The 20,542-nt window shown below is 66.8% G+C and carries 20 protein-coding genes; 13 read left to right on the top strand and 7 right to left on the bottom strand.

What is annotated here, in order from left to right:
* Positions 1–62: 62 nt before the first annotated feature.
* Both ACQ5SA_RS04785 and ACQ5SA_RS04780 read left to right on the top strand, forming a co-directional pair.
* The gene (locus ACQ5SA_RS04785) at positions 63–296 is read left to right on the top strand and encodes a hypothetical protein (RefSeq protein WP_499312938.1); all 234 of its coding nucleotides are present in this window, start codon (positions 63–65) and stop codon (positions 294–296) included.
* Positions 293–2,419, top strand: a complete 2,127-nt coding sequence (locus ACQ5SA_RS04780; protein ID WP_499312936.1) for a putative bifunctional diguanylate cyclase/phosphodiesterase — start codon at positions 293–295, stop codon at positions 2,417–2,419. The genes ACQ5SA_RS04785 and ACQ5SA_RS04780 overlap by 4 nt, the downstream gene beginning before the upstream one ends.
* A gap of 72 nt (positions 2,420–2,491) precedes the next feature.
* Here ACQ5SA_RS04780 and epmB read toward each other — a convergent pair whose 3' ends face one another.
* Positions 2,492–3,532, bottom strand: coding sequence for an EF-P beta-lysylation protein EpmB (gene epmB / locus ACQ5SA_RS04775; RefSeq protein ID WP_353102068.1), 1,041 nt, complete (start codon positions 3,530–3,532; stop codon positions 2,492–2,494).
* A gap of 97 nt (positions 3,533–3,629) precedes the next feature.
* Between epmB and efp the strand changes: the two genes are divergently transcribed.
* From efp to ACQ5SA_RS04750, 5 genes are all read left to right on the top strand, one after another.
* Positions 3,630–4,196 (top strand): elongation factor P, encoded by a 567-nt coding sequence (efp, locus tag ACQ5SA_RS04770; protein WP_006379771.1) that lies wholly within the window; start codon positions 3,630–3,632, stop codon positions 4,194–4,196.
* A gap of 219 nt (positions 4,197–4,415) precedes the next feature.
* Positions 4,416–5,759 carry a TRZ/ATZ family hydrolase gene (locus ACQ5SA_RS04765; protein WP_499312934.1) on the top strand — a complete coding sequence of 448 codons (1,344 nt, stop codon included), beginning with the start codon at positions 4,416–4,418 and terminating at the stop codon, positions 5,757–5,759.
* Between the two features lie 26 nt (positions 5,760–5,785).
* Positions 5,786–6,502 (top strand): bifunctional 2-polyprenyl-6-hydroxyphenol methylase/3-demethylubiquinol 3-O-methyltransferase UbiG, encoded by a 717-nt coding sequence (gene ubiG, locus ACQ5SA_RS04760; RefSeq protein ID WP_033831579.1) that lies wholly within the window; start codon positions 5,786–5,788, stop codon positions 6,500–6,502.
* On the top strand, positions 6,499–7,194 hold the full coding sequence (locus tag ACQ5SA_RS04755) for a phosphoglycolate phosphatase (protein ID WP_363732560.1): 696 nt from the start codon (positions 6,499–6,501) through the stop codon (positions 7,192–7,194). The genes ubiG and ACQ5SA_RS04755 overlap by 4 nt, the downstream gene beginning before the upstream one ends.
* An 11-nt stretch (positions 7,195–7,205) precedes the next feature.
* The gene (locus tag ACQ5SA_RS04750; protein WP_499312933.1) at positions 7,206–7,910 is read left to right on the top strand and encodes a squalene/phytoene synthase family protein; all 705 of its coding nucleotides are present in this window, start codon (positions 7,206–7,208) and stop codon (positions 7,908–7,910) included.
* Positions 7,911–7,999: 89 nt separating this feature from the next.
* Here the strand turns inward: ACQ5SA_RS04750 and ACQ5SA_RS04745 are convergent, their stop codons facing one another.
* The 3 genes from ACQ5SA_RS04745 to yidD are packed head-to-tail and all read right to left on the bottom strand — an operon-like array spanning position 8,000 to position 10,450.
* Positions 8,000–8,848 (bottom strand): M23 family metallopeptidase, encoded by an 849-nt coding sequence (locus ACQ5SA_RS04745; protein WP_499312931.1) that lies wholly within the window; start codon positions 8,846–8,848, stop codon positions 8,000–8,002.
* Positions 8,848–10,194 (bottom strand): dihydroorotase, encoded by a 1,347-nt coding sequence (locus ACQ5SA_RS04740; protein WP_499312929.1) that lies wholly within the window; start codon positions 10,192–10,194, stop codon positions 8,848–8,850. Before ACQ5SA_RS04740 ends, ACQ5SA_RS04745 begins: the two co-directional genes overlap by 1 nt.
* Before the next feature lies 1 nt (position 10,195).
* Complete coding sequence (gene yidD / locus ACQ5SA_RS04735; protein ID WP_014037867.1) at positions 10,196–10,450, bottom strand: membrane protein insertion efficiency factor YidD; 255 nt, start codon at positions 10,448–10,450, stop codon at positions 10,196–10,198.
* Positions 10,451–10,723: 273 nt separating this feature from the next.
* Between yidD and dksA the strand changes: the two genes are divergently transcribed.
* A complete protein-coding gene (gene dksA / locus ACQ5SA_RS04730) occupies positions 10,724–11,944 on the top strand; it encodes an RNA polymerase-binding protein DksA (protein ID WP_499312927.1) in 1,221 nt (406 codons plus the stop codon).
* 466 nt (positions 11,945–12,410) lie between these two features.
* Here dksA and ACQ5SA_RS04725 read toward each other — a convergent pair whose 3' ends face one another.
* Genes ACQ5SA_RS04725 through cysS form a run of 3 tightly spaced genes read right to left on the bottom strand, consistent with a single transcriptional unit; the run spans position 12,411 to position 15,538 of the window.
* Positions 12,411–13,658 (bottom strand): MFS transporter, encoded by a 1,248-nt coding sequence (locus ACQ5SA_RS04725; RefSeq protein WP_499312925.1) that lies wholly within the window; start codon positions 13,656–13,658, stop codon positions 12,411–12,413.
* Positions 13,655–14,107 (bottom strand): SufE family protein, encoded by a 453-nt coding sequence (locus ACQ5SA_RS04720; RefSeq protein ID WP_312705929.1) that lies wholly within the window; start codon positions 14,105–14,107, stop codon positions 13,655–13,657. The genes ACQ5SA_RS04725 and ACQ5SA_RS04720 overlap by 4 nt, the downstream gene beginning before the upstream one ends.
* A 54-nt stretch (positions 14,108–14,161) precedes the next feature.
* Positions 14,162–15,538: a cysteine--tRNA ligase gene (cysS, locus tag ACQ5SA_RS04715; protein ID WP_499312924.1), complete on the bottom strand. Its 1,377-nt coding sequence runs from the start codon at positions 15,536–15,538 to the stop codon at positions 14,162–14,164.
* Between the two features lie 187 nt (positions 15,539–15,725).
* Between cysS and ACQ5SA_RS04710 the strand changes: the two genes are divergently transcribed.
* The 5 genes from ACQ5SA_RS04710 to ACQ5SA_RS04690 all read left to right on the top strand — a co-directional run bounded on the left by ACQ5SA_RS04710 (position 15,726) and on the right by ACQ5SA_RS04690 (position 20,489).
* A complete protein-coding gene (locus ACQ5SA_RS04710) occupies positions 15,726–16,289 on the top strand; it encodes a glycine zipper 2TM domain-containing protein (RefSeq protein ID WP_230112365.1) in 564 nt (187 codons plus the stop codon).
* A gap of 329 nt (positions 16,290–16,618) precedes the next feature.
* Positions 16,619–17,629, top strand: a complete 1,011-nt coding sequence (locus ACQ5SA_RS04705; RefSeq protein WP_025876421.1) for an N-acetylornithine carbamoyltransferase — start codon at positions 16,619–16,621, stop codon at positions 17,627–17,629.
* Positions 17,630–17,687: 58 nt separating this feature from the next.
* Positions 17,688–18,881 carry an argininosuccinate synthase gene (locus ACQ5SA_RS04700; RefSeq protein WP_165377653.1) on the top strand — a complete coding sequence of 398 codons (1,194 nt, stop codon included), beginning with the start codon at positions 17,688–17,690 and terminating at the stop codon, positions 18,879–18,881.
* A 63-nt stretch (positions 18,882–18,944) separates the two neighbouring features.
* A complete protein-coding gene (locus tag ACQ5SA_RS04695; RefSeq protein ID WP_230112366.1) occupies positions 18,945–19,394 on the top strand; it encodes a GNAT family N-acetyltransferase in 450 nt (149 codons plus the stop codon).
* 6 nt (positions 19,395–19,400) lie between these two features.
* Positions 19,401–20,489 carry an acetylornithine deacetylase gene (locus tag ACQ5SA_RS04690; protein WP_499312921.1) on the top strand — a complete coding sequence of 363 codons (1,089 nt, stop codon included), beginning with the start codon at positions 19,401–19,403 and terminating at the stop codon, positions 20,487–20,489.
* Positions 20,490–20,542 lie beyond the last annotated feature (53 nt).

Raw genomic sequence — 20,542 nt, 5'->3', positions numbered from 1 at the left:
ACGGCGCATGCTGCGCCGGGTTCGCCGTGGGGGCATTGGGCAGCGAAGAGAGGCGATTCGCGATGACGCAGGATCATGCGCTTGGCCGTGTGGACCGGGAGAGTGCCGGACCGGTGCTCGCGGTGTCCGGCCACGCGTCCGGCGTGCCATCGCGTGTCGTCTGTCTTCGACGGGTGCAGAGTGCGTTGCAGAAGGTGTTGGGGGCTTCCGGTTTCCGCCGCGTCGTTGCGCATGCGCAGCCGTGGTTGGATGAATTGAAACAAGGGTCGACGCGCGTGCGGATGGAAGTGGAATGAAGTTGCTCGGCTCCGGGATGCAGGCCCGATTCCTGCTTGCGATGGGCGGGGCGATGCTGGTGGTGGTGGCGATCCTGGCCGTGCTGCTGGGGCGGCAGGCGGCGATGCAGGGCGAGGTGAGGTCGCTCAGCAACGGCGTCATCCACGAACTGTTCGACCGCAGTGTGCGCAGTCGTGGCGAGGCCATGGTGCGCGAGCTGTCCGATGCGCTCGCCGGTCCGCTGCACAACAACGACGTGGACCAGGTCGGGGCCTTGGTGCGCAGCATTTCGCGGCAGCCGGTGGTGCGCTACGTACTGGTGTTCGACGACCGCGGGCGGCTGGTGCATGACGGCTCGGTCGGGGTGCCCGATGCTGGACGGCCGATGGCCGATCCGCTGGCTGCCGGGGCGGTTGCCGCGCAATCGCTGGTGGTGCAGCAGTCGCCCACGGTGCTCGACAACGCGATGCCGATCAGGACGGGCAATCGGCGCATCGGTGGTGTCCGCGTCGGCATGGCGCTGGATCAAGTGCTGCAGCGCGAGCAGGCGGCCAACGCGACCCTCGATGAGCGGCTGCAGCAGATGGGAAGCCGACATCTGGGCTGGCTGCTGCTGATGCTGGGCCTGCTGGTGGTGATCGGCGTGGTGGTGATCCTGTACGTGCAGCGCACGCTGGTGGCGCCCATCCGCGACCTGGCGGCAGCCGCCCGACGCATCGAAGCTGGCGACTATCAGGCGCCGCTGCGGGAAAACACTCGCGACGACGAGGTGGGTGAACTGGTGCGGGGCTTTGCCCGCATGCGTGATGCGATTGCCCGCCACGACCGCGAAGTGCGGCGCATGGCCTACACCGACGCGTTGACCGGCCTCACCAACCGGCTGGCGTTCCGCGAGGCGCTGGACCACCGGTTGATGGCCGCACGTGCGTCCAATCATCGGTTGGGGCTGCTGTTTGCGGATATCGATGATTTCAAGCGGGTCAATGACACGCTGGGCCATGAGGCCGGCGACGAGGCGTTGCTGCAGTTTGCCCAGCGCATCGGCCGTGCAGTGACCGAGGCCGGCGGCGATGACACCCTGCTGGCGCGGTTCGGCGGCGACGAATTCGTGATCCTGGTCGGAGATGGCGATGTCGCGGCCAATGCGCGGTTGCTGGCCGAAGTGCTGGTACGCGAGCTGGGCAAGCCGCTGGTGGTGCAGGGCAGGGAACTGTTCCTGGGTACCTCGATCGGTGTGACCCTGTTCCCCGACGACGCTGCGGACGCGACGACGCTGTTGAAGAATGGCGACATTGCGATGTACCAGGCAAAGATGGCGGGCAAGAACTGCTACCGCTACTACAGCCGGGCCATGGATCACGCTGTCGAGCGCCGCGTGCACATGGAGCAGGAGCTGCGCGGTGCCTGGGAGCGCGGCGAGCTGCGGCTGGCCTACCAGCCGATCTTCCGCATGCGCGACCGCCGCATGGTCGGTGTGGAAGTGCTGCTGCGCTGGCAGCACCCGACGCTGGGCACGATCCCGCCATCGGTGTTCATCGAGGTGGCCGAGCAGAGTGGCCTGATCGAGATCATCGGCCCGAAGGTATTGCGTGCCGCCTGCATGGAAGCGGTGCAGTGGCCGCGGGGCGTGGCCGGTGACGAGCTGTTCGTTTCGGTCAACGTGTCGCCACGGCAGTTGCGCGGCGGTGAGCTGCCAGCGTTGGTCGCGCAGTGCCTGCAGGAGTCGGGTCTACCGGCCTCGCGCCTGCACCTGGAGCTGACCGAGACGGCGGTGATCGGCGATGAGATGCTGGCCGCGCAGCTGCTGGACCGGCTGCACCGGGCGGGGGTGAAGGTGTGGCTGGACGACTTCGGTACCGGTTTCTCCGGTCTGAGCCACCTGCGGCAGGTGCCGGTGGACGGGGTCAAGATCGACAAGAGCTTCGTCGCCGACATGCAGCGCGACCCGGACGATCTGGCCCTGACCACAGCGATCATCGCCATGGCCCATGCACTGGGCATCACGGTGGTGGCCGAGGGTATCGAGCAGGAGGCGCAGTTCGAGCTGCTGGCCCAGCGTGGCTGCGACCTGGGCCAAGGCTATCGGTTGAGCCATCCGGTTACTGCCACCGAAGTGGTGCGGATGATCGAATCAGGCGCATGAGAGTAGATCCACGCCATGCGTGGATTCTGCTTGGCCGCAACTGCTCCATCCACGCATGGCGTGGATCTACTGTTACACCGGGCGCTTGCTCGGGTCGCCGGGCAGTTCGCGGACCAGCTTGGGCACCAGATAGCCGGACAGCCGCGCAGTAAGGCTGGCAATCAGGGCCTTGGCCTGGACATCATCCACTTCGAAATGGGCCACGCCCTCGACCCGATCCAGCTGGTGCAGGTAATAGGGCAGCACACCGGCGGCGAAGCTGCGCTCGCTCAGGTCCTGCAGCGCCTGCACGCTGTCGTTGACCCCACGCAGCAGCACCGCCTGGTTCAGCAGCTGGGCGCCGATGCCGCGCAGGCGGGCCATCGCGGTATCGACGCTGGCATCGAATTCATTGGCGTGGTTGGCGTGGACCACGATCGCCAGCGGCCAGGGCAGGCTGCCCAGCCAGGCCAGCAGCTCGTCATCGACCCGCTCGGGCAGCACGATCGGCAGGCGGGTATGGATGCGCAGCCGGCGGATATGCGCGATGCCGCGCAGTGCATCGGTCAGCTCGGCCAGCTTGTGGGTCGCCAGCGACAACGGGTCGCCGCCGGACAGGATCACCTCATCGATGTCCGGGTCTGCGGCGATGGCGTCCACCGCCTCCTGCCATCCCCCTTTGGCGGCGTTTTCGGCGCCATAGTCGAAATGCCGGCGGAAACAGTAGCGGCAGTTGATCGCGCAGCTGCCGGTGGCCACCAGCAGGGCGCGGCCGCGGTACTTCTGGATGACCCCGGTGGCCTTCTTTGCTGCACCGTCGCCCACCGCATCGAAGCTGAACCCGGGGGCGGGGCGCATCTCGGCGTCGATCGGCAGCACCTGCCGCAGCAGCGGATCGTGGGCATCGCCACGGCGCATGCGCGCGACGAAACCCTCCGGCACGCGCAGCGCGAACTGGGCGATGGCGGCCTCGGATACACCCAGTGCCGCGGCATCCAGATCCAGCCTGGCCAGCAGCGCCTGCGGGTCGCGCAGGGCCTGCCGCCACAGCTGCTGCCAGCGCGCGGGCGCGGCTGGCGACTGGGTCCGGGGGAAGGCGGAAAGCTGCATGGAGAGGGGGCCTGCGGTTATCATGGACACATAAACAGTTGCCCGCCGGGGTTCCGGTGGGCTTTCCATTCTATCCGGCTCGCCGCACGCGCGGCGGTTTCGCCATTTGAGGAGCTTGAGCATGGCCACTGCGGGCATGAACGATGTCAAGAACGGGATGAAGATCCTGGTCAACAATGAACCGGCCGTCATCTCCGAGACCGAGTTCATCAAGCCGGGCAAGGGCCAGGCCTTCACCCGCGTGCGCTATCGCTTCATCAAGTCGGGCCGCACGGTCGAAATGACCATGAAGGCGACCGACGACGTGGAAGTGGCCGATGTGGTCGATACCAACATGGACTACATGTACAGCGACGGCGAGTACTGGCATTTCATGGACCCGGAAACCTTCGAGCAGGTGCAGGCCGACAAGGCCGGCATGGGCGGCGCCGAGAAGTGGCTGAAGGGCGAAGAGTCCTGCATCGTCACCCTGTTCAATGGCTCCCCGATCTTCGTGCAGCCGCCGAACTTCGTCGAACTGAAGATCACCGAGACCGACCCGGGCGTCCGTGGCGATACCTCCGGCGGTGGCGGCAAGCCGGCCACCCTGGAAACCGGGGCCGTCGTGCGCGTGCCGCTGTTCGTCAACCAGGATGAAATCATCAAGGTAGACACCCGTTCGGGCGAGTACTCCTCGCGCGTCAAGTAATCCGGGTACGCGCCGGCGCATTCGCGCTGGCGCTCCCACGATCCGCCATGCGGATCGTGGGCCCCCGCTCACCAGCACCCACACCCCGCCGCTTCGCGGCCGCCCCTGACTCAGGGGCTTGCCTTCCAGAAGCTCAGCGGTAGCCGTTTGACCGGTGATCAGTCGCCAGGTCGGAGCCAAGGCTACGTACGGTCCTTCCCCCATAGCCAGTGAGCCCGCATGAGCGATAGCCCGCACCTCCCCGAAGCCTGCGATCTGCTGATCGAAGCCGGTTACGTGGTCCCGATCGAGCCGCATGCGGTGGTGCTTGAAGACCATGCCGTCGCCGTGCGTGGCAGCGAGATCGTGGCCATCCTGCCGCGTACCGAAGCGCGTGCGCGTTTCCGTGCCACCCAGGTTGTCAGCCGCCCCGACGCGGCGTTGATGCCGGGTCTGGTCAATGCGCATACGCACAACCCGATGACCCTGCTGCGCGGCGTCGCCGACGACCTGCCGCTGATGACCTGGCTGCAGCAGCACATCTGGCCGGTGGAAGCGGCGGTGATCGGCCCCGAATTCGTGGCTGATGGCACCACCCTTGCCATCGCCGAGATGCTGCGTGGCGGCACCACCTGCGCCAACGAGAATTATTTCTTCGGTGACGTGCAGGCCGCCGTCTACAAGAAGCACGGTTTCCGCGCGCTGGTCGGCGCGGTGATCATCGATTTCCCCACTGCCTGGGCCAAGACCGATGACGAGTACTTCGCCAAGGCCGGTGAGCTGCACGACCAGTGGCGCACCGATCCGCTGATCGGCACCGCGTTCGCCCCGCATGCGCCGTATACGGTCAACGATGCCAATTTCGAGCGCGTGCGGATGCTGTCCGACCAGCTGGACATGCAGGTGCATCTGCATACCCATGAAACCGCACAGGAAATCACCGATTCGATCAAGCTGCACGGCCAGCGTCCGCTGGCGCGGCTGGATCGCCTCGGCCTGGTCAACGACCGCCTGATCGCGGTGCACATGACCCAGCTGACCGAAGCCGAGATCCACCTGTGCGCCGAGCGTGGCGTCAGCGTGGTGCATTGCCCGGAATCGAACCTGAAACTGGCCTCCGGTTTCTGCCCGGCCTGCGCCCTGCAGCGCGCCGGCGTGAACCTGGCCATCGGTACCGACGGCTGCGCCAGCAACAACGATCTGGACATGTTCAGCGAGAACCGCACCGCGGCGATCCTGGCCAAGGCCGTGGCCGACGATGCCACCGCGCTGGACGCGGCGACCACGTTGCGTGCGTCTACGCTGGGTGGCGCCCGCGCACTGGGCTTCGGCGAACGCATCGGCTCGATCGAGGTCGGCAAACAGGCCGATCTGGTCTGCGTCGACCTGTCCGCGCTGGAGACCCAGCCGCTGCACAACGTGCTGTCGCAGCTGGTGTACGCCACCGGCCGCCAGCAGGTCAGCGATGTCTGGATCGCCGGCAAGCCGAAGCTGGTGCAGCGTGAGCTGGTCGGCATGGACCTGCCGGGCATCATCGCCAACGCGCGCCAGTGGCGCGAGCGTATCCGTCATATCCGCGCCTGAGCACAGGCGCCGCAAGGACAACCGTCATGACAGCCCCCCACGCTTCTTCCAATTTCGATCAGGCCGAGCTGGACAAGTTCGCCGCGCTGGCCAACCGCTGGTGGGACGCCGATGGCCCGCAGAAGCCGCTGCACGCGCTGAATCCAGTGCGCCTGCAGTACGTTGCCGACCGCGCGCCGCTGCGTGGTGCGCGCGTGCTCGACATCGGTTGCGGTGGCGGGCTGCTGAGTGAAGCGCTGGCCCAGGCCGGTGCCGAGGTGACCGCCATCGACCTGGCGCCGGAGCTGGTCAAGGTCGCGCGCCTGCATGCACTGGAAAGTGGTGTCAGCGTCGACTACCGGGTACAGGCCGCCGAAGATCTCGCCGCCGAACAGCCGGGCAGCTTCGACGTGGTGACCTGCATGGAAATGCTGGAGCACGTTCCCGATCCGGGCGCGATCATCGAGGCCTGCAAGCGCCTGCTGAAGCCGGGCGGCCATCTGTTCCTGTCCACCATCAACCGCACCGCTGCGGCCTTTGCAGTGGCCATCGTCGGGGCCGAGTACGTGGCGCGGCTGCTGCCCAAGGGCACCCACCACTACCAGGAATTCATCAAGCCGGCCGAGCTGGCGCGCTGGTTGCGCGAGGCCGATCTGCAGCTGGCCGATGTCAGCGGCATGGCCTATGAGCCGTGGCGCAACCGCGCCCGCTTGAGCAGCCGCACCGACATCAACTACCTGGCCCACGCGGTCAAGGCACCGTGACCGCCGCAGCGTTCCCGCGTGCAGTGCTGTTCGACCTGGACGGCACGTTGCTCGACAGCGCGCCGGATTTCGTCGCCACCCTCGACGCGATGCTGGCCGAGCGCGGTCGCGCACCGATCGATCCGGCGCAGTTGCGGCCGGTTGTGTCCAAGGGCTCACGGGCGATGGTGTCGGCCGCGTTTCCAGAGCTGGACGCGGCAGAGCGCGATGCACTGATTCCCGAGTTCCTGCAGCGCTACGAAGCGTCGATCGGCCAGCACGCGGTGCTGTTCGACGGGGTTGTCGGCATGCTCGAGGCGCTGGACGCGGCCGGTACCGTGTGGGGCATCGTCACCAACAAGCCGGAATACCTGGCACAGCTGATCGTGCCGCAGCAGCAGTGGCAGCAACGCTGCGCCGTGCTGGTCGGCGGTGACACCCTGGCCGAGCGCAAACCGCATCCGTTGCCGCTGCTGCATGCCGCGCAGGCCATCGGTATTGCGCCGGGAGACTGCGTGTATGTCGGCGACGATGAGCGCGACATCATCGCCGCGCGTGCCGCCGGCATGCCGTCGGTGGCGGCGCTGTGGGGCTACCGCCTGCACAGCGATGATCCGTTGGCCTGGCAGGCCGATGTGCTGGTCGAGAACGCCGAGCTTCTGCAACTGGCCAGCCTCTGGCCGACCCGGCCGGCGACCCCGGCCCAGCCGTAAGGAACAACGTAGTGAGCAGTACCGCGCTGGACAGTTTCCTCGACAAGTGGCGCAGCCGTTGGCCGGAATGGTCGGTGGCTGAGCCGTTCGTGGCCGAACCACAGCGCCCTGTCGCGCTGGCGTGGTTCGCGCTGCTGCAGGAATTCGACGACATGCTCAACACCAGTGGCGACCCGCTGCCGGCAGATGCCAAGCTGGCCTGGTGGGGGGAGGAACTGCGCAGCTGGGCCGCGCAACGTTCGCGGCATCCGCTGGGGCGCGTGCTGGAGCCGGTGCGTGCGCCGTGGGTGCAGCTGGCTGAGGCCCTGCCGGATCTGGTCGAGGCGCGCACCGTAGCGCTGGACGCTGCCGGTGCCGAGCGCGCGCTGCGCAACTATGCCGAGGCAGTGGCTGCGGTTGAGGCGGTGGTGTTTGCCGACACGCCGCGCAAGGGCGCCGGTCATGCGGTGCTGCTGCAGACCCTGGCCCAGCGCCTGCAGGACGCTGGCGTGGCCGGCGTGCCGCGCAGCCTGCTGGACGAGGATGCCGGCAACGCTGCGCAGCGTTGGGCGCAGCAGCTGCTGAAAGGGTGGGGCACCCGTGTGCCCGGTCCGCGCGCGCGCCGCGTGTGGTCGAGCCTGGCGCGTGCACGCCTGGCGGCGCAGGCTGCCGGCAAGCCGGTCGAAGCGACGCCGGTACGCACGTTGCTGCGCGTGTGGTGGGCCGCGCGCGGCTGAACCATCACCGGGTAGTGCCGGCCGCTGGCCGGCAATCCGGGTAGGTTGCTGAACACCATGAGGTTGCCGGCCAGCGGCCGGCACTCCCGTTACTTCCGTTCCAGCACCAGCAGCGGGTCGATGCGGGTGTCGAACCAGTTCATGCCCCAGTGCAGATGCGGGCCGGTGGCACGGCCGGTCGCGCCGACGGCGGCAATCACCTGGCCCTGTTCGACGCGATCACCGACCTTCACGTCGATGCGCGACAGGTGCAGGAAATTCGAACTGACCCCGAAGCCGTGATCGAGCAGCAAGGTGCCGCCGGTCAGGTACAGATCCGGGCCGGCGAATGTCACCACACCGGAGGCCGGTGCTTTCACCGGAGTGCCGGTCGGTACCGCGATGTCCATGCCGGAGTGGCCGGCACCGGGCTGGCCGTTGTACACGCGGGCATTGCCGAAGCGGCCGCTGATGCGTCCCTGCACCGGCCAGATGAAGGTCTGGGTGAAATCGGTGCGGTTGTCGTCGCGCGCGCGCGCCGCGGTGACCTGCGCCTGTTCGCGCTTGATCCGCTCGGCGATGGCCGGCGGCGGATTGACCGTCTTCGGCGGCACGCCGTTCACCCGCTCGGTGGGCCAGTCGCGCGGGGTCACGGTGATGGCGGCCGTCTCGCTGCTGCCATCCGGTCGGCGGATCTGTACCTGCAGCGGTCCCTTCTCATCGCGACCGATGCCGAACACCACGCTGCCGTAGTTGCTCACTCGCAGATCGCGTCCTGCAAAGCGCACGCTGCTGCCGGCGGGAACCTTGCCGATCACCAGCGCGCCCTGCGACGCGCTGGCCGGAAACACCACGCGGCTGTCGATCAGGTCGCCGATGCCGTCCTGCGCTTGCGCCGCCGGTGCGGAGAACAGGGGCGCTGCCAGCAGCAGCGCCCCGAACATGAGTGCCGAACGCATCAGCGGTCGTAGGTCATGCGCTGGCCGGCGGGTTCGCCCACCAGCGAACTGCCATCCCACACCAGCTGGCCGTTGACCCAAGTGGAGGCGATGCGCGATCGGAACGTAGTGCCTTCGAACGGCGACCAGCCGCACTTGGACAGCACGTCCTCGCGCTTGACCGTGAACGGCACGTCTTCCACCAGTACCAGGTCGGCGAAGTAGCCTTCGCGCAGGAAGCCACGCTCTTCCACGTCGAACAGCTGGGCGGGAGCATGGGCGAATTTCTGCACCACCTGCTCGCGGGTCAGCTTGCCTTCGTGCACGCGTTCCAGCGCGGCGACCAGCGCGTACTGCACCAGCGGCAGACCGGACGGCGCCTGCGCATAGGGCTTCTGCTTCTCTTCCCAGGTGTGCGGGGCGTGGTCGGTGGCCAGGACATCCAGCACGTCGTCAGCCAGCGCAGCGGTGATCGCCTCGCGATCGGCCACGTCCTTGATGGCCGGGTTGCACTTGATCAGGTTGCCCTTGGTCGCGTAGTCCGGGCGCGCGAAGTGCAGGAAGTGCACGCAGGTTTCGGCGGTGATCTGCTTGCGGCTGCCGTCGGCGCGGATCAGCGGGCCCTTCTCGAACAGCGCCAGTTCGTCGGCGGTGGAGATGTGCAGCACGTGCAGGCGGGTGCCGTGCTTGCGCGCCAGCGACATCGCCAGCCGCGTCGACTTGATGCAGGCTTCGCGCGAACGGATGTCCGGGTGCATCTCCGGAGTCAGCGCGTCGCCGTACTTTTCCTGGAAGGCCTTCAGGTTGGCATCGATCATCGGCGTGTCTTCGCAGTGCGTGATGATCGGGGTCGGGCACTCGCGGAAGATCGCGTCCAGGGTTTCCGGGTTGTCGACCAGCATGTTGCCGGTGGAGGCCCCCATGAACACCTTCACGCCCGGCGCCTTCTTCGGGTCGAGCGCGCGGATGGCGTCCAGGTTGTCGTTGCTGGCACCGTGGTAGAAACCGTAGTTGGCCCAGGCGCGGCCGCGCGCCAGCTCGTACTTGGCTTCAAGAATGGTCGAGTCGAGCGTCGGCGGGTTGGTGTTGGGCATGTCCATGAAGCTGGTCAGGCCACCGGCCACGGCAGCAGCCGACTCGCTGGCGATGTCGCCCTTGTGGGTCAGGCCCGGTTCGCGGAAGTGCACCTGATCGTCGATCATCCCGGGCAGCAGCCAGCGCCCGGCCGCATCCACCACCTGTTCGCCATCACGCGGGGTCAACCCTTTGCCGATCTGCGCGATGCGGTCGTTCTCAATGCGCAGGTCGCCTTCGAAGGTGCGGCCTTCGTTGACCAGGCGGGCGTTGGTGATGAGCGTGGAGGACATGTCAGTGTTTTCCTGTGCAACGGCAAGAAGGGGCGTTGGGAGATTCGGGCACTGGATCGAAGCCGCCGGGATGGAACGGATGGCAGCGGCCCAGCCGTCGCGCCGCCAGCCAGCTGCCGCGCAGCGGGCCGTGCCGGGAGATGGCGTCCATGGCGTATTCAGAGCAGCTCGGCACGAAACGGCAGCGAGGCCCCAGCAGCGGGCTGATGAAGCGCTTGTAGAAGCGCAGCAGGGCGATGAGCAGGCGCGAGATCACTCAGTCATCTTAAGCCAGTTGGCATGAAGGCCGCATTTGTGCAGGATGGGCCGTTGGTCGCATGTCGTAGATGGCCTGCGACCGCTATCGGCACCCCTCCAGGTGCCGGACAGGTTCCGTACCGCGCAAGGCGGTCCGTGTTCGTCGGACCGCGCCTTGGCCCCATTGACTCCTGGACTGAATGGAGCGGGCCCCCGAGGTTGCTGCTGCGGGTCGGGTAGGCTATAAAGGCCCGCTTTCCCGGGCCCCGGGGAATCCAAGGAAGAGCGTTTCGTGGCTGCTAAAAAAACTGCAAAGAAGGCCGTCAAGGCCGCCAAGAAAACCGCCAAGCCTGTTGTGAAGAAGTTGGCGGCCAAGCCCGTTGCCAAGAAGCCGGCCAGCAAGCCGGTGACCAAGGCGGCATCCTCACAACCGGCGGCCAGGAAGGCCACCGCAAAGAAAGCGCCGGCCACGTCCGGCAAGCCGGCAGTGGCGAAGAAGGCCGCTGCGCCGGTCAAGGCCAAACCTGTCGCTGCCAGCAAGAAGGCACCGGCGGTGAAGAAGGTTGCCAGCAAGGCTGCACCGGTGAAGAAGGCCGCTGCCAAGCCGGCACCGAAGAAGGCAGTAGCCAAGCCAGCGCCGAAGGCGGTGGTGAAGAAGGTTGCCGCCGCGCCTGCTGCGAAGCCGGCAGCAAAGAAGGTGGCGCCTGCCAAGCCGGCACCTGCTGCCAAGACTGCCAAGAATGTCGCCCCGCCGGCTGCCAAGCCGACGCCGGCCCCTGTAGTGAAGTCCGCACCGAAGCCAGCTGCGAAGCCGGCCCCGGCCAAGTCTGTCCCGGCCAAGACCGCGGCAGTGGCAGCAGCCAAACCGGCCCCCAAGCCGGCCCCGGCCGCCGCTTCTGCAGCATCGACCGCCCCGCAATCCAAGAATCCCGTGCCCGTTTCGAAATCGCCTGCTAAAACCGCCGTGAAATCCGATTCCGCTCCGAAGACCGTGACCCGCCCAGTGGGCAAGGTTGCCGTGGCCGTCGCCGCCCGTTCGGCGGCACCTGCGCCGCGCAGCAAGTACAAGGTCGTCGAATACAAGACCGACGAGGCCACTGGCCGCCCGATCCTCCCCGCAGGCTACAAGCCGGCCTCGGACGAGGAGTACATGAGCTCGCTGCAGCAGGAGTACTTCCGCCAGCGCCTGCAGAACTGGCGCGCCGATCTGGTGGAAGAGTCCAAGCAGACCATCGAGAACCTGCGTGAGGAAGTGCGTGACATCGGCGATGAAGCCGAGCGCGCGACCCGCGAGACCGAGAACTCGCTGGAACTGCGCACCCGTGACCGTTACCGCAAGCTGATCGGCAAGATCGACAGCACCCTCAAGCGCCTGGAAGCGGGCGACTACGGGTACTGCGTGGATACCGGTGAAGAAATCGGTCTGGAACGCCTCGAAGCGCGCCTGACCGCCGAGCGCACCATCGACGCCCAGGAACGTTGGGAGCACCTGCAGAAGCAGCAGGGCGACTGATTCCGGTTCGTTGTGATGTCATGCGAAAAGCCCGGCTTCGGCCGGGTTTTTTGTTGGGTTCGAGTTGGCTGTGTAGAGCGGCGCCTTGGTTGTTCCGTGAGCGAGCGGGCGGGTCACCCGGGCCAGGACACGCCGTAAACCCATCCCTGGGGGCTCGGTCGCGCCATCCATGGCGCGAACGGTCCTGGCCCGGGTGACCCGCCCGCTCCAGACAGTTCCCGAGTGCGGCCGCTGTAGAGCCGAGCCCATGCTCGGCTCAGGCCGAAGCCGGAGGCTGGAGGGTGGGGAAGAGCAAAAGTAATAGAGCAATAGCTAGAGCAGCCAAGCATGGCTTGGGTCTACCAGGGGCGACCATGCGTGCGCTCGCGGCTGATGGGTCCGCCTAGTAGCGAGCCGAGCACCGCATCGAGGGAGAGTGACGGGGCCAGTCGAACGACCGGCGCCGCCGACCGCGCTCTCGGCAGGGTCACTGCAGATCACGCAGATTCAATTTCCGCAGCGTCGGGTTCTTCCACGCGGTGATCCCGGCCACGCTCAGCACGGCGAACCCGCCCAGCACCACTGCTGGCACCAGCCCCAGCACCCTGGCCATCGTGCCGGCATAGAACGCGCCCAGTTCGTTGGACGAACTGATGAAGATGCCGTTGATCGACGATACCCGGCCGCGCATCTCTTCCGGCGTGGCCAGCTGCAGAATGGTGGAGCGGATCACCACCGACACGCCGTCGAAGGCGCCGTAGAACAGCAGGATCAACGCCGACAGCCAGAAGTGCTGGGACAGGCCGAAGCCGATCACGCACAGGCCGAAGCCGGCCACCGCGAACAGCAGTACGCGACCGGCATTGCGGTGCAGCGGGTGGCGCGCCAGCCACAGGCCGACGCACACCGACCCCAGCGCCGGGGCAGCGCGCAGGATGCCCAGGCCCTCCGGGCCGTGGTGCAGGATCTCGTGCAGGAACGCCGGCAGCATCGCCACCACGCCGCCCAGCAGTACCGAGAACATGTCCAGGGCCATGGCGCCGACCATGATCCGGTTGCCGATCACGAAGCGCGCGCCTTCGGCGATGCTCTTGAAGATCGGGGCGGCAGGGCCGGCATGCACCGGTTCTTCCACCTTCAGCGTGGCCAGGCAGCCCATCGCGACCAGCGCGAAGGCCGTGGCCACCGCATAGGACAGGCCTTTGCCGCCGAAACCGACCAGCACGCCACCCAGTGCCGGGCCGGCGATCATGCCGGTCTGGAACACCACGGCGCCAAGGCCGGCGCCACGGGCGAAATGTTCACGTGGCAACACGCGGGCGAACAGGGCGTTGTAGATCGGCGACAGGAAGGCGCGGACCATGCCGGTCAGGGCGATGGCTGCATAGATCGGCCACACGCCTTCAACCGGCAGCCAGCCCTTGGCGACGCTGGTCAGCACCAGCGCGGTGGCGACCAGTCCGGAACAGGCGACCATACCCAGCTTGCGGCGCGGCAGATGATCCACCAGATAACCGGCGAACGGGGCCACGCAGAAGAACGGCAGCACCTCGGCCAGGCCGATCAGGCCCAGCGAGAACGGATTGCGGGTGACTTCGTAGATGTGCCAACCGACGGTGACCGCGACCACCTGGTAGGACAGCATCGCGAAGATGCGGTACGCCAGCAGCCGGGCGAAACCGGGCCGGGACAGCAGGCCAAGCGCGGTGTCTTCGGCCGTGGCAGGGTCGCTCACGATGGATCGCGCTGCAGCTGGGCCTGCGCGGTTTCACGGATGAAGGCCAGCATCGCCGCCACGCCGTTGCTGCGGGTCGGCGACAGGTGGCGGGACAGGCCGATATCCTGGATATAGCTGGGTTCGGTGGCCAGGATCTCCTGCGCGGTACGCCCGGAGTACACCCGCAGCGCCAGGAAGATCAGACCGGAGACGATGGCCGAATCGCTGATGGCGTGGAAGCGCAGCGACTGCGCGTTGCCTTCCGGCACGATCCAGACCATCGACTGGCAACCGAGCAGGCGGTGCTCTTCGGTCTTCCATTCTTCCGGGAAGGCGGGCAGCTTGCGGCCGAGGTCGATCAGGTACTGGTAGCGCTCGGACCAGTCGCCGAAGAAACCGAATTCCTCGGCGATGGCCGTCTGTGCCTCGGCGGCGGTGGGTTCAAGTGGGAACGGGGAGTCGATCACAACAGTCTCTACAGTGGGGCGTGGCCGGTGGGGCCGGCCACGGGGCAGGGCAGGTCAGCCGCGCTTGCGCGACCAGCGCACGCCCTGCGGGGTGTCTTCCAGCACGATGCCTTCGGCGGCCAGCTGGTCGCGGATGGCGTCGGAACGGGCGAAGTCGCGCGCCTGCTTGGCTGCCGCACGTTCGTCGATCAAGCCCTGGATGCGCGCGTCGTCGTCGCTGTCGCCAGCGGCGTTGCCGAACCACTGCGCCGGGTCGGCCTGCAGCAGGCCGAGGGCGAGACCCGCGCCGAGCAGTTCGCTCTTCAGGCGTGCGCGTTCGCTGGGATCGGTGGCGCGGCGGGCTTCACCGGCGATACGGGCCACTTCGGCCAGCGCCTGCGGCGTATTGAGATCATCATCCAATGCCGCTTCGATGTCTGCCGGGATCACTGCCGTGGCGGTCACATCGGCCAGCTCGCGCAGGGTGCCGTACAGGCGGTCGAGGGTGCGGCCGGACTGTTCGATCAGCGCGTCGGACCAGTCCAGCGGCTGCCGATAGTGGGCCGACAGCAAGGCCAGGCGCAGTGCCTCGGGGGCGTGTTTACGCACCAGGTCGTGGACGCGCTCGATGTTGCCGATCGACTTGCTCATCTTGGCGCCGCCGAAGTTGAGCATGCCGTTGTGCAGCCAGAAGCGTGCGAACACCTTGCCGCCGTGCGCGCACTCGCTCTGCGCGATCTCGTTCTCGTGATGCGGGAACTGCAGATCGACGCCACCGGCATGGATGTCGATGGTCTCGCCCAGATGCGCGGCGGCCATCGCCGAGCATTCGATATGCCAGCCCGGGCGGCCGCGACCCCAGGGCGATTCCCAGCCGGGCAGGTCGTCGCCGGACGGCTTCCACAGTACGAAGTCGCCGGGCGCGCGCTTGTAGGGAGCAACCTCGACACGGGCGCCGGCCAGCATTTCGTCCGGATCGCGGCGCGACAGCTTGCCGTAGCCCTCGAAACTGCCGACGGCGAACAGCACATGGCCCTCGGCGGCGTAGGCATGCCCGTTGCTGACCAGCTGCTCGATCATGGTGATGATCTGCGCCATGTGCGCGGTCACTTCCGGCTCGATGTCCGGCGGCACCACGCCCAGCGCGGCCATGTCTTCACGGTAGGCGGCGGCGAAACGGTCGGTGATGGTGCTGATCGGCACCCCCTGCTCGCGCGCGGCGGTGTTGATCTTGTCGTCCACGTCGGTGATGTTGCGGGCGTAGCGCAGGGCACCGAAGCGCCGCCGCAGCAGGTCGGCCAGCACCCCGAACACCACCGGCCCACGGGCGTTGCCGATGTGCACGTAGTTGTAGACCGTCGGGCCGCACACATACAGGGTCGGACAGGCCGGGTCGAGCGGGGTGAACGGTTCGAGCTGGCGAGTCAGGTTGTTGTGCAGGCGCAGGGTCATGGGTCTGTGACTGGGGGACAAGCCAGTGATTTTAGAACGTGTCGGGGCCCTTTGGGGGGACCATTGCCACCGGTGGACGTCACCGGCGGCCGGGGTGGGGTGGGCAGGAACGACGCGGACGGGTAATGTTCAGCCCCTTGCGGTCACCACTGCCTACACTATTGCCGTGTCCCTGCTCCCATCGCCAATGAAAACCACCGCGTTGCTGACCCTGGCCTGCCTGTCGGCGCTGCCGGCCGTGGTCCAGGCCCAGGAGGCCGAGCCCCGCAACCGGGTGGTGATCGTGGAGAACGTGAAGTTCGACTACGCCCAGGTGCTCAACGTGGAGCCGGTGTTCCAGACCCTGCGCGCAACCCGTACCGAGGAACATTGCGAGCCGGTCTCGACCCGCACCCTGGCCCCGGTCAACGTCACCGGCGAAGAGCCGGTCGAGGACAAGGGTCGCATCGGCCGCCTGTGGGATTCGGTGCGCTCGATGTTCAAGCGCACCGATGAGGAGGTGCTGGAAGAGCTTCCGGCGGAAGCCCCCGCCCCGGCGCCGGCCAACACGGGCCCGATGCTGACCCGGGACTGTCGCATCGTGCCTGTCGGGCGCGAGTTCCGCCGCCCCATCGCCTATGACGTGGACTACGTCTACAAGGGCACCAAGTACCGTTCCCGGCTGCCGGAAGACCCCGGCAACCGGCTGAAGATCCGGGTTTCGATCACCCCCTGGGTGGGCCCCGAGCAGGCTGCCGCTGGCACCCCCTGATTCTGCGACGCCGGCCTCTTGCGCCGGCCCCGGCCGCATGTAAAGATTGCCGACCAATGAAGCTCACCGACTTCCAGCACGACAGCAGCGCCGCCCGCCAGGCCACTGGCATGACGTCGCGTGCCCGTCGACCGGAACCCCACATTCTCGCTGGGTAATCCGGAGCTTTCTGCTGTTCGTCCGAAAAAAACCCAGCCCGCCGGCTGGGTTTTTTCGTTTCCGCGTTCTGAAAGCTTCATCTGCAACCTTTTCGTATCACCTTGGTTCCCGGTTTTCCCTTCCACCTTCCACCGCGTCGACCACCGGCGCCGCTCATGCAAGGAATGATGATGTCCCCCAAGCACTTCCTGAACACCCAGGACTGGAGCCGCAGCGAACTTGACGCGCTGCTGACCCAGGCTGCGCTGTTCAAGCGCAACAAGCTCGGCGACCAGCTCAAGGGCAAGTCGATCGCGCTGGTGTTCTTCAATCCGTCCATGCGTACCCGCACCAGTTTCGAGCTGGGCGCATTCCAGCTCGGTGCCCACGCGGTGGTGCTGCAGCCGGGCAAGGATGCATGGCCGATCGAGTTCAACCTCGGCACCGTGATGGACGGCGATACCGAAGAGCACATCGCTGAAGTGGCCAAGGTGCTCGGCCGTTACTGCGACATCATCGCCGTGCGTGCGTTCCCGAAGTTCGTCGACTGGGCCTACGACCGCCAGGACGTCGTGCTCGAGAGTTTCGCCAGGTACTCGCCGGTGCCGGTGATCAACATGGAGACCATCACCCATCCGTGCCAGGAACTGGCGCACGTGATGGCGCTGCAGGAACATTTCGGTACCCAGGACCTGCGCGGCAAGAAGTACGTGCTGACCTGGACCTACCACCCCAAGCCGCTGAACACCGCGGTGGCCAACTCGGCGCTGACCATCGCCACCCGCATGGGCATGGACGTGACGCTGCTGTGCCCGACCGCCGACTACATCCTCGACGAGCGCTACATGGGCTGGGCCGAGCAGAACGTGGCCGAGAGCGGTGGTTCGCTGAAGATCAGCCATGACATCGACAGCGCCTATGCCGGTGCCGACGTGGTCTATGCCAAGAGCTGGGGCGCGCTGCCGTTCTTCGGTAACTGGGAACCGGAGAAGCCGATCCGCGATCAGTTCAAGCACTTCATCGTCGACGAACGGAAGATGGCGCTGACCAACAACGGTGTGTTCAGCCACTGCCTGCCGCTGCGCCGCAACGTGAAGGCGACTGACGGCGTGATGGATTCGCCGCAGTGCATCGCCATCAACGAAGCCGAGAATCGCCTGCATGTGCAGAAGGCGATCATGGCCGCCGTTGCCGGGCGCTGATTTCTCCATTCGAACATTTCCGCCGGGCATGGCCCGGCGCTACCAGGACATAACCCCCATGAGCAACAAAGACGTCGTTCTCGCCTTCTCCGGCGGCCTTGATACCAGCTTCTGCGTGCCGTACCTGCAGGAGCGCGGCTACAACGTGCATACCGTGTTCGCCGATACCGGCGGCGTGGATGACGAAGAGCGCGATTTCATCGAGAAGCGTGCTGCCGAGCTGGGTGTCACCAGCCACCAGACCGTCGATGGCGGTCCGGCCATCTGGTCCGGCTTCGTCAAGCCGTTCGTGTGGGCCGGTGAGGGCTACCAGGGCCAGTACCCGTTGCTGGTGTCGGACCGTTACCTGATCGTCGATGCCGCGCTCAAGCGCGCCGCCGAACTGGGCACCAACATCATCGCTCACGGCTGCACCGGCATGGGCAACGACCAGGTGCGTTTCGACCTGGCAGTGAAGGCCCTGGGTGACTACCAGATCATCGCGCCGATCCGCGAGATCCAGAAGGAACACACCCAGACCCGCGCCTACGAGCAGAAGTACCTGGAAGAGCGTGGCTTCGGCGTGCGCGCCAAGCAGCAGGCCTACACCATCAACGAGAACCTGCTGGGCCTGACCATGTCCGGCGGCGAGATCGATCGTTGGGAAGCACCGGGCGAGGGCGCCCGTGGCTGGTGTGCACCGCGCAGCGAATGGCCGGAAGCACCGCTGACCGTCACCCTGAAGTTTGTCGAAGGCGAAGCCGTCGAGCTCAACGGCAAGGCACTGCCGGGCGAGCAGATCCTGGCCCAGCTCAACAAGCTGTTCGCCCCCTATGGCGTCGGCCGTGGCGTGTACACCGGCGACACCGTGATCGGCCTGAAGGGCCGCATCGTGTTCGAAGCCCCGGGGCTGGTCTCGCTGCTGGCCGCGCACCGCGCGCTGGAAGATGCGGTGCTGACCAAGCAGCAGAACCGCTTCAAGCCGGACGTGGCGCGCAAGTGGGTGGAGCTGGTGTACGAAGGCTTCTACCACGACCCGCTGAAGACCGACATCGAGGCGTTCCTGAAGTCGTCCCAGGCCAAGGTCAACGGCGAAGTGGTGCTGGAAACCCGTGGTGGTCGTGTCGACGCCGTTGCGGTGAAGTCGCCGCACCTGCTCAACACCAAGGGCGCCACCTATGCGCAGTCGGCCGACTGGGGCGTGGAAGAAGCCGAAGGCTTCATCAAGCTGTTCGGCATGAGCTCCACGCTGTACGCGCAGGTGAATCGCTGATCGATTGATCGACGTGTCCGGCGGGTGCGCGCTGCCCGCCGGGCGTTGAACTGGACCGAGACCATGAACCTGCACGTCTGCACCGATAAACAGCGGCTCGATGTCGCGCTGATTCACCAGTATCTGTCGACCCAAGCCTATTGGAGCGAAGGGATTCCACGGGAAACGGTGCAGCGGGCGATCGACGGCTCGCTGTGCGTCGGCGGCTATCTGGACGATGGCAGCCAGGTGGCCTTTGCCCGGGTGATCACCGATGGTGCGACCTTCGGCTACCTGGCCGATGTGTTCGTGTTGCCCGACCACCGCGGGCGCGGCTACAGCACGGCGTTGATCGAGGCGCTGCTGGCGCAGCCGGCGCTGCAGGGCCTGCGCCGTTTCATGCTTGCCACCCGCGACGCGCATGGTCTCTACGCGCGTTTCGGGTTCGCTGCTCCGGCGCGCCCGGAGCTGCTGATGGAAATAGCGCGACCCACGATCTACCAGGATGCGGCCGTTGCCGCAGTGAAGGACTGACCCCGCATGCTCGAGAACACCCTTACCCACCTGCAGGCGCTGGTGTCCTTCGACACGCGCAATCCGCCGCGTGCGATCACCACCGGTGGCATCTTCGACTACCTGCGCGACAACCTGCCCGGGTTCAATGTGGAGGTGATCGACCATGGTGCCGGCGCGGTCAGCCTGTACGCCGTTCGCGGTACGCCGAAGTACCTGTTCAACGTGCATCTGGACACCGTGCCGGACTCGCCGCACTGGAGTGCCGATCCGCACGTGATGCGTCGCCTGGACGACCGCGTGGTCGGCCTCGGTGTGTGTGACATCAAAGGCGCGGCCGCTGCGCTGGTCGCTGCGGCCAATGCCAGTGATGGCGACGCGGCGTTCCTGTTCTCCAGCGATGAAGAAGCCAACGATCCGCGCTGTATCGCGGCGTTCCTGGCCCGAGGCATTGCGTACGAAGCGGTGCTGGTGGCCGAACCGACCATGAGTGAAGCGGTGCTCGCGCATCGTGGCATCAGCTCGGTGCTGATGCAGTTCGCCGGCCGCGCCGGCCATGCGTCGGGCAAGCAGGATGCCGCCGCAAGTGCGCTGCACCAGGCGATGCGCTGGGGCAACCGCGCGCTGGACCACGTCGAATCGCTGGCCTCGGCACGCTTCGGTGGATTGACCGGCCTGCGCTTCAACATCGGGCGCGTTGAAGGTGGCATCAAGGCCAACATGATCGCGCCGGCGGCGGAAGTACGTTTTGGCTTCCGGCCGCTGCCGTCGATGGATATCGATGCGCTGCTGGCGACCTTTGCCGGCTTCGCCGAACCGGAAGCGGCGGTGTTCACCGAAACCTTCCGTGGCCCGAGCCTGCCGGCAGGCGATATCGCCGAAGCCGAGAACCGCCGCCTGCTGGCGCGCGACGTGGCCGACGCGCTGGACCTGCCGATCGGCAACGCGGTGGACTTCTGGACCGAGGCGTCCCTTTTCTCGGCCGCTGGCTACACCACGATGGTGTTCGGCCCGGGCGACATCGCCCAGGCCCACACCGCCGACGAGTTCGTGACGCTGGAGCAGCTGCAGCGCTACACCGACGCCGTACACCGGATCATCGCCGCCGGCGCCTGATCGACCCAAAACGCCGCTGCGCTTCTGCGCTGCGGAACTGCAACGCGGCGACC

Source organism: Stenotrophomonas indicatrix, from assembly GCF_050573115.1.
GTDB classification, from domain to species: domain Bacteria; phylum Pseudomonadota; class Gammaproteobacteria; order Xanthomonadales; family Xanthomonadaceae; genus Stenotrophomonas; species Stenotrophomonas lactitubi_A.
The sequence above is the reverse complement of the archived record's forward strand: the minus strand, read 5'-3'. Positions and strand labels throughout refer to the sequence as shown.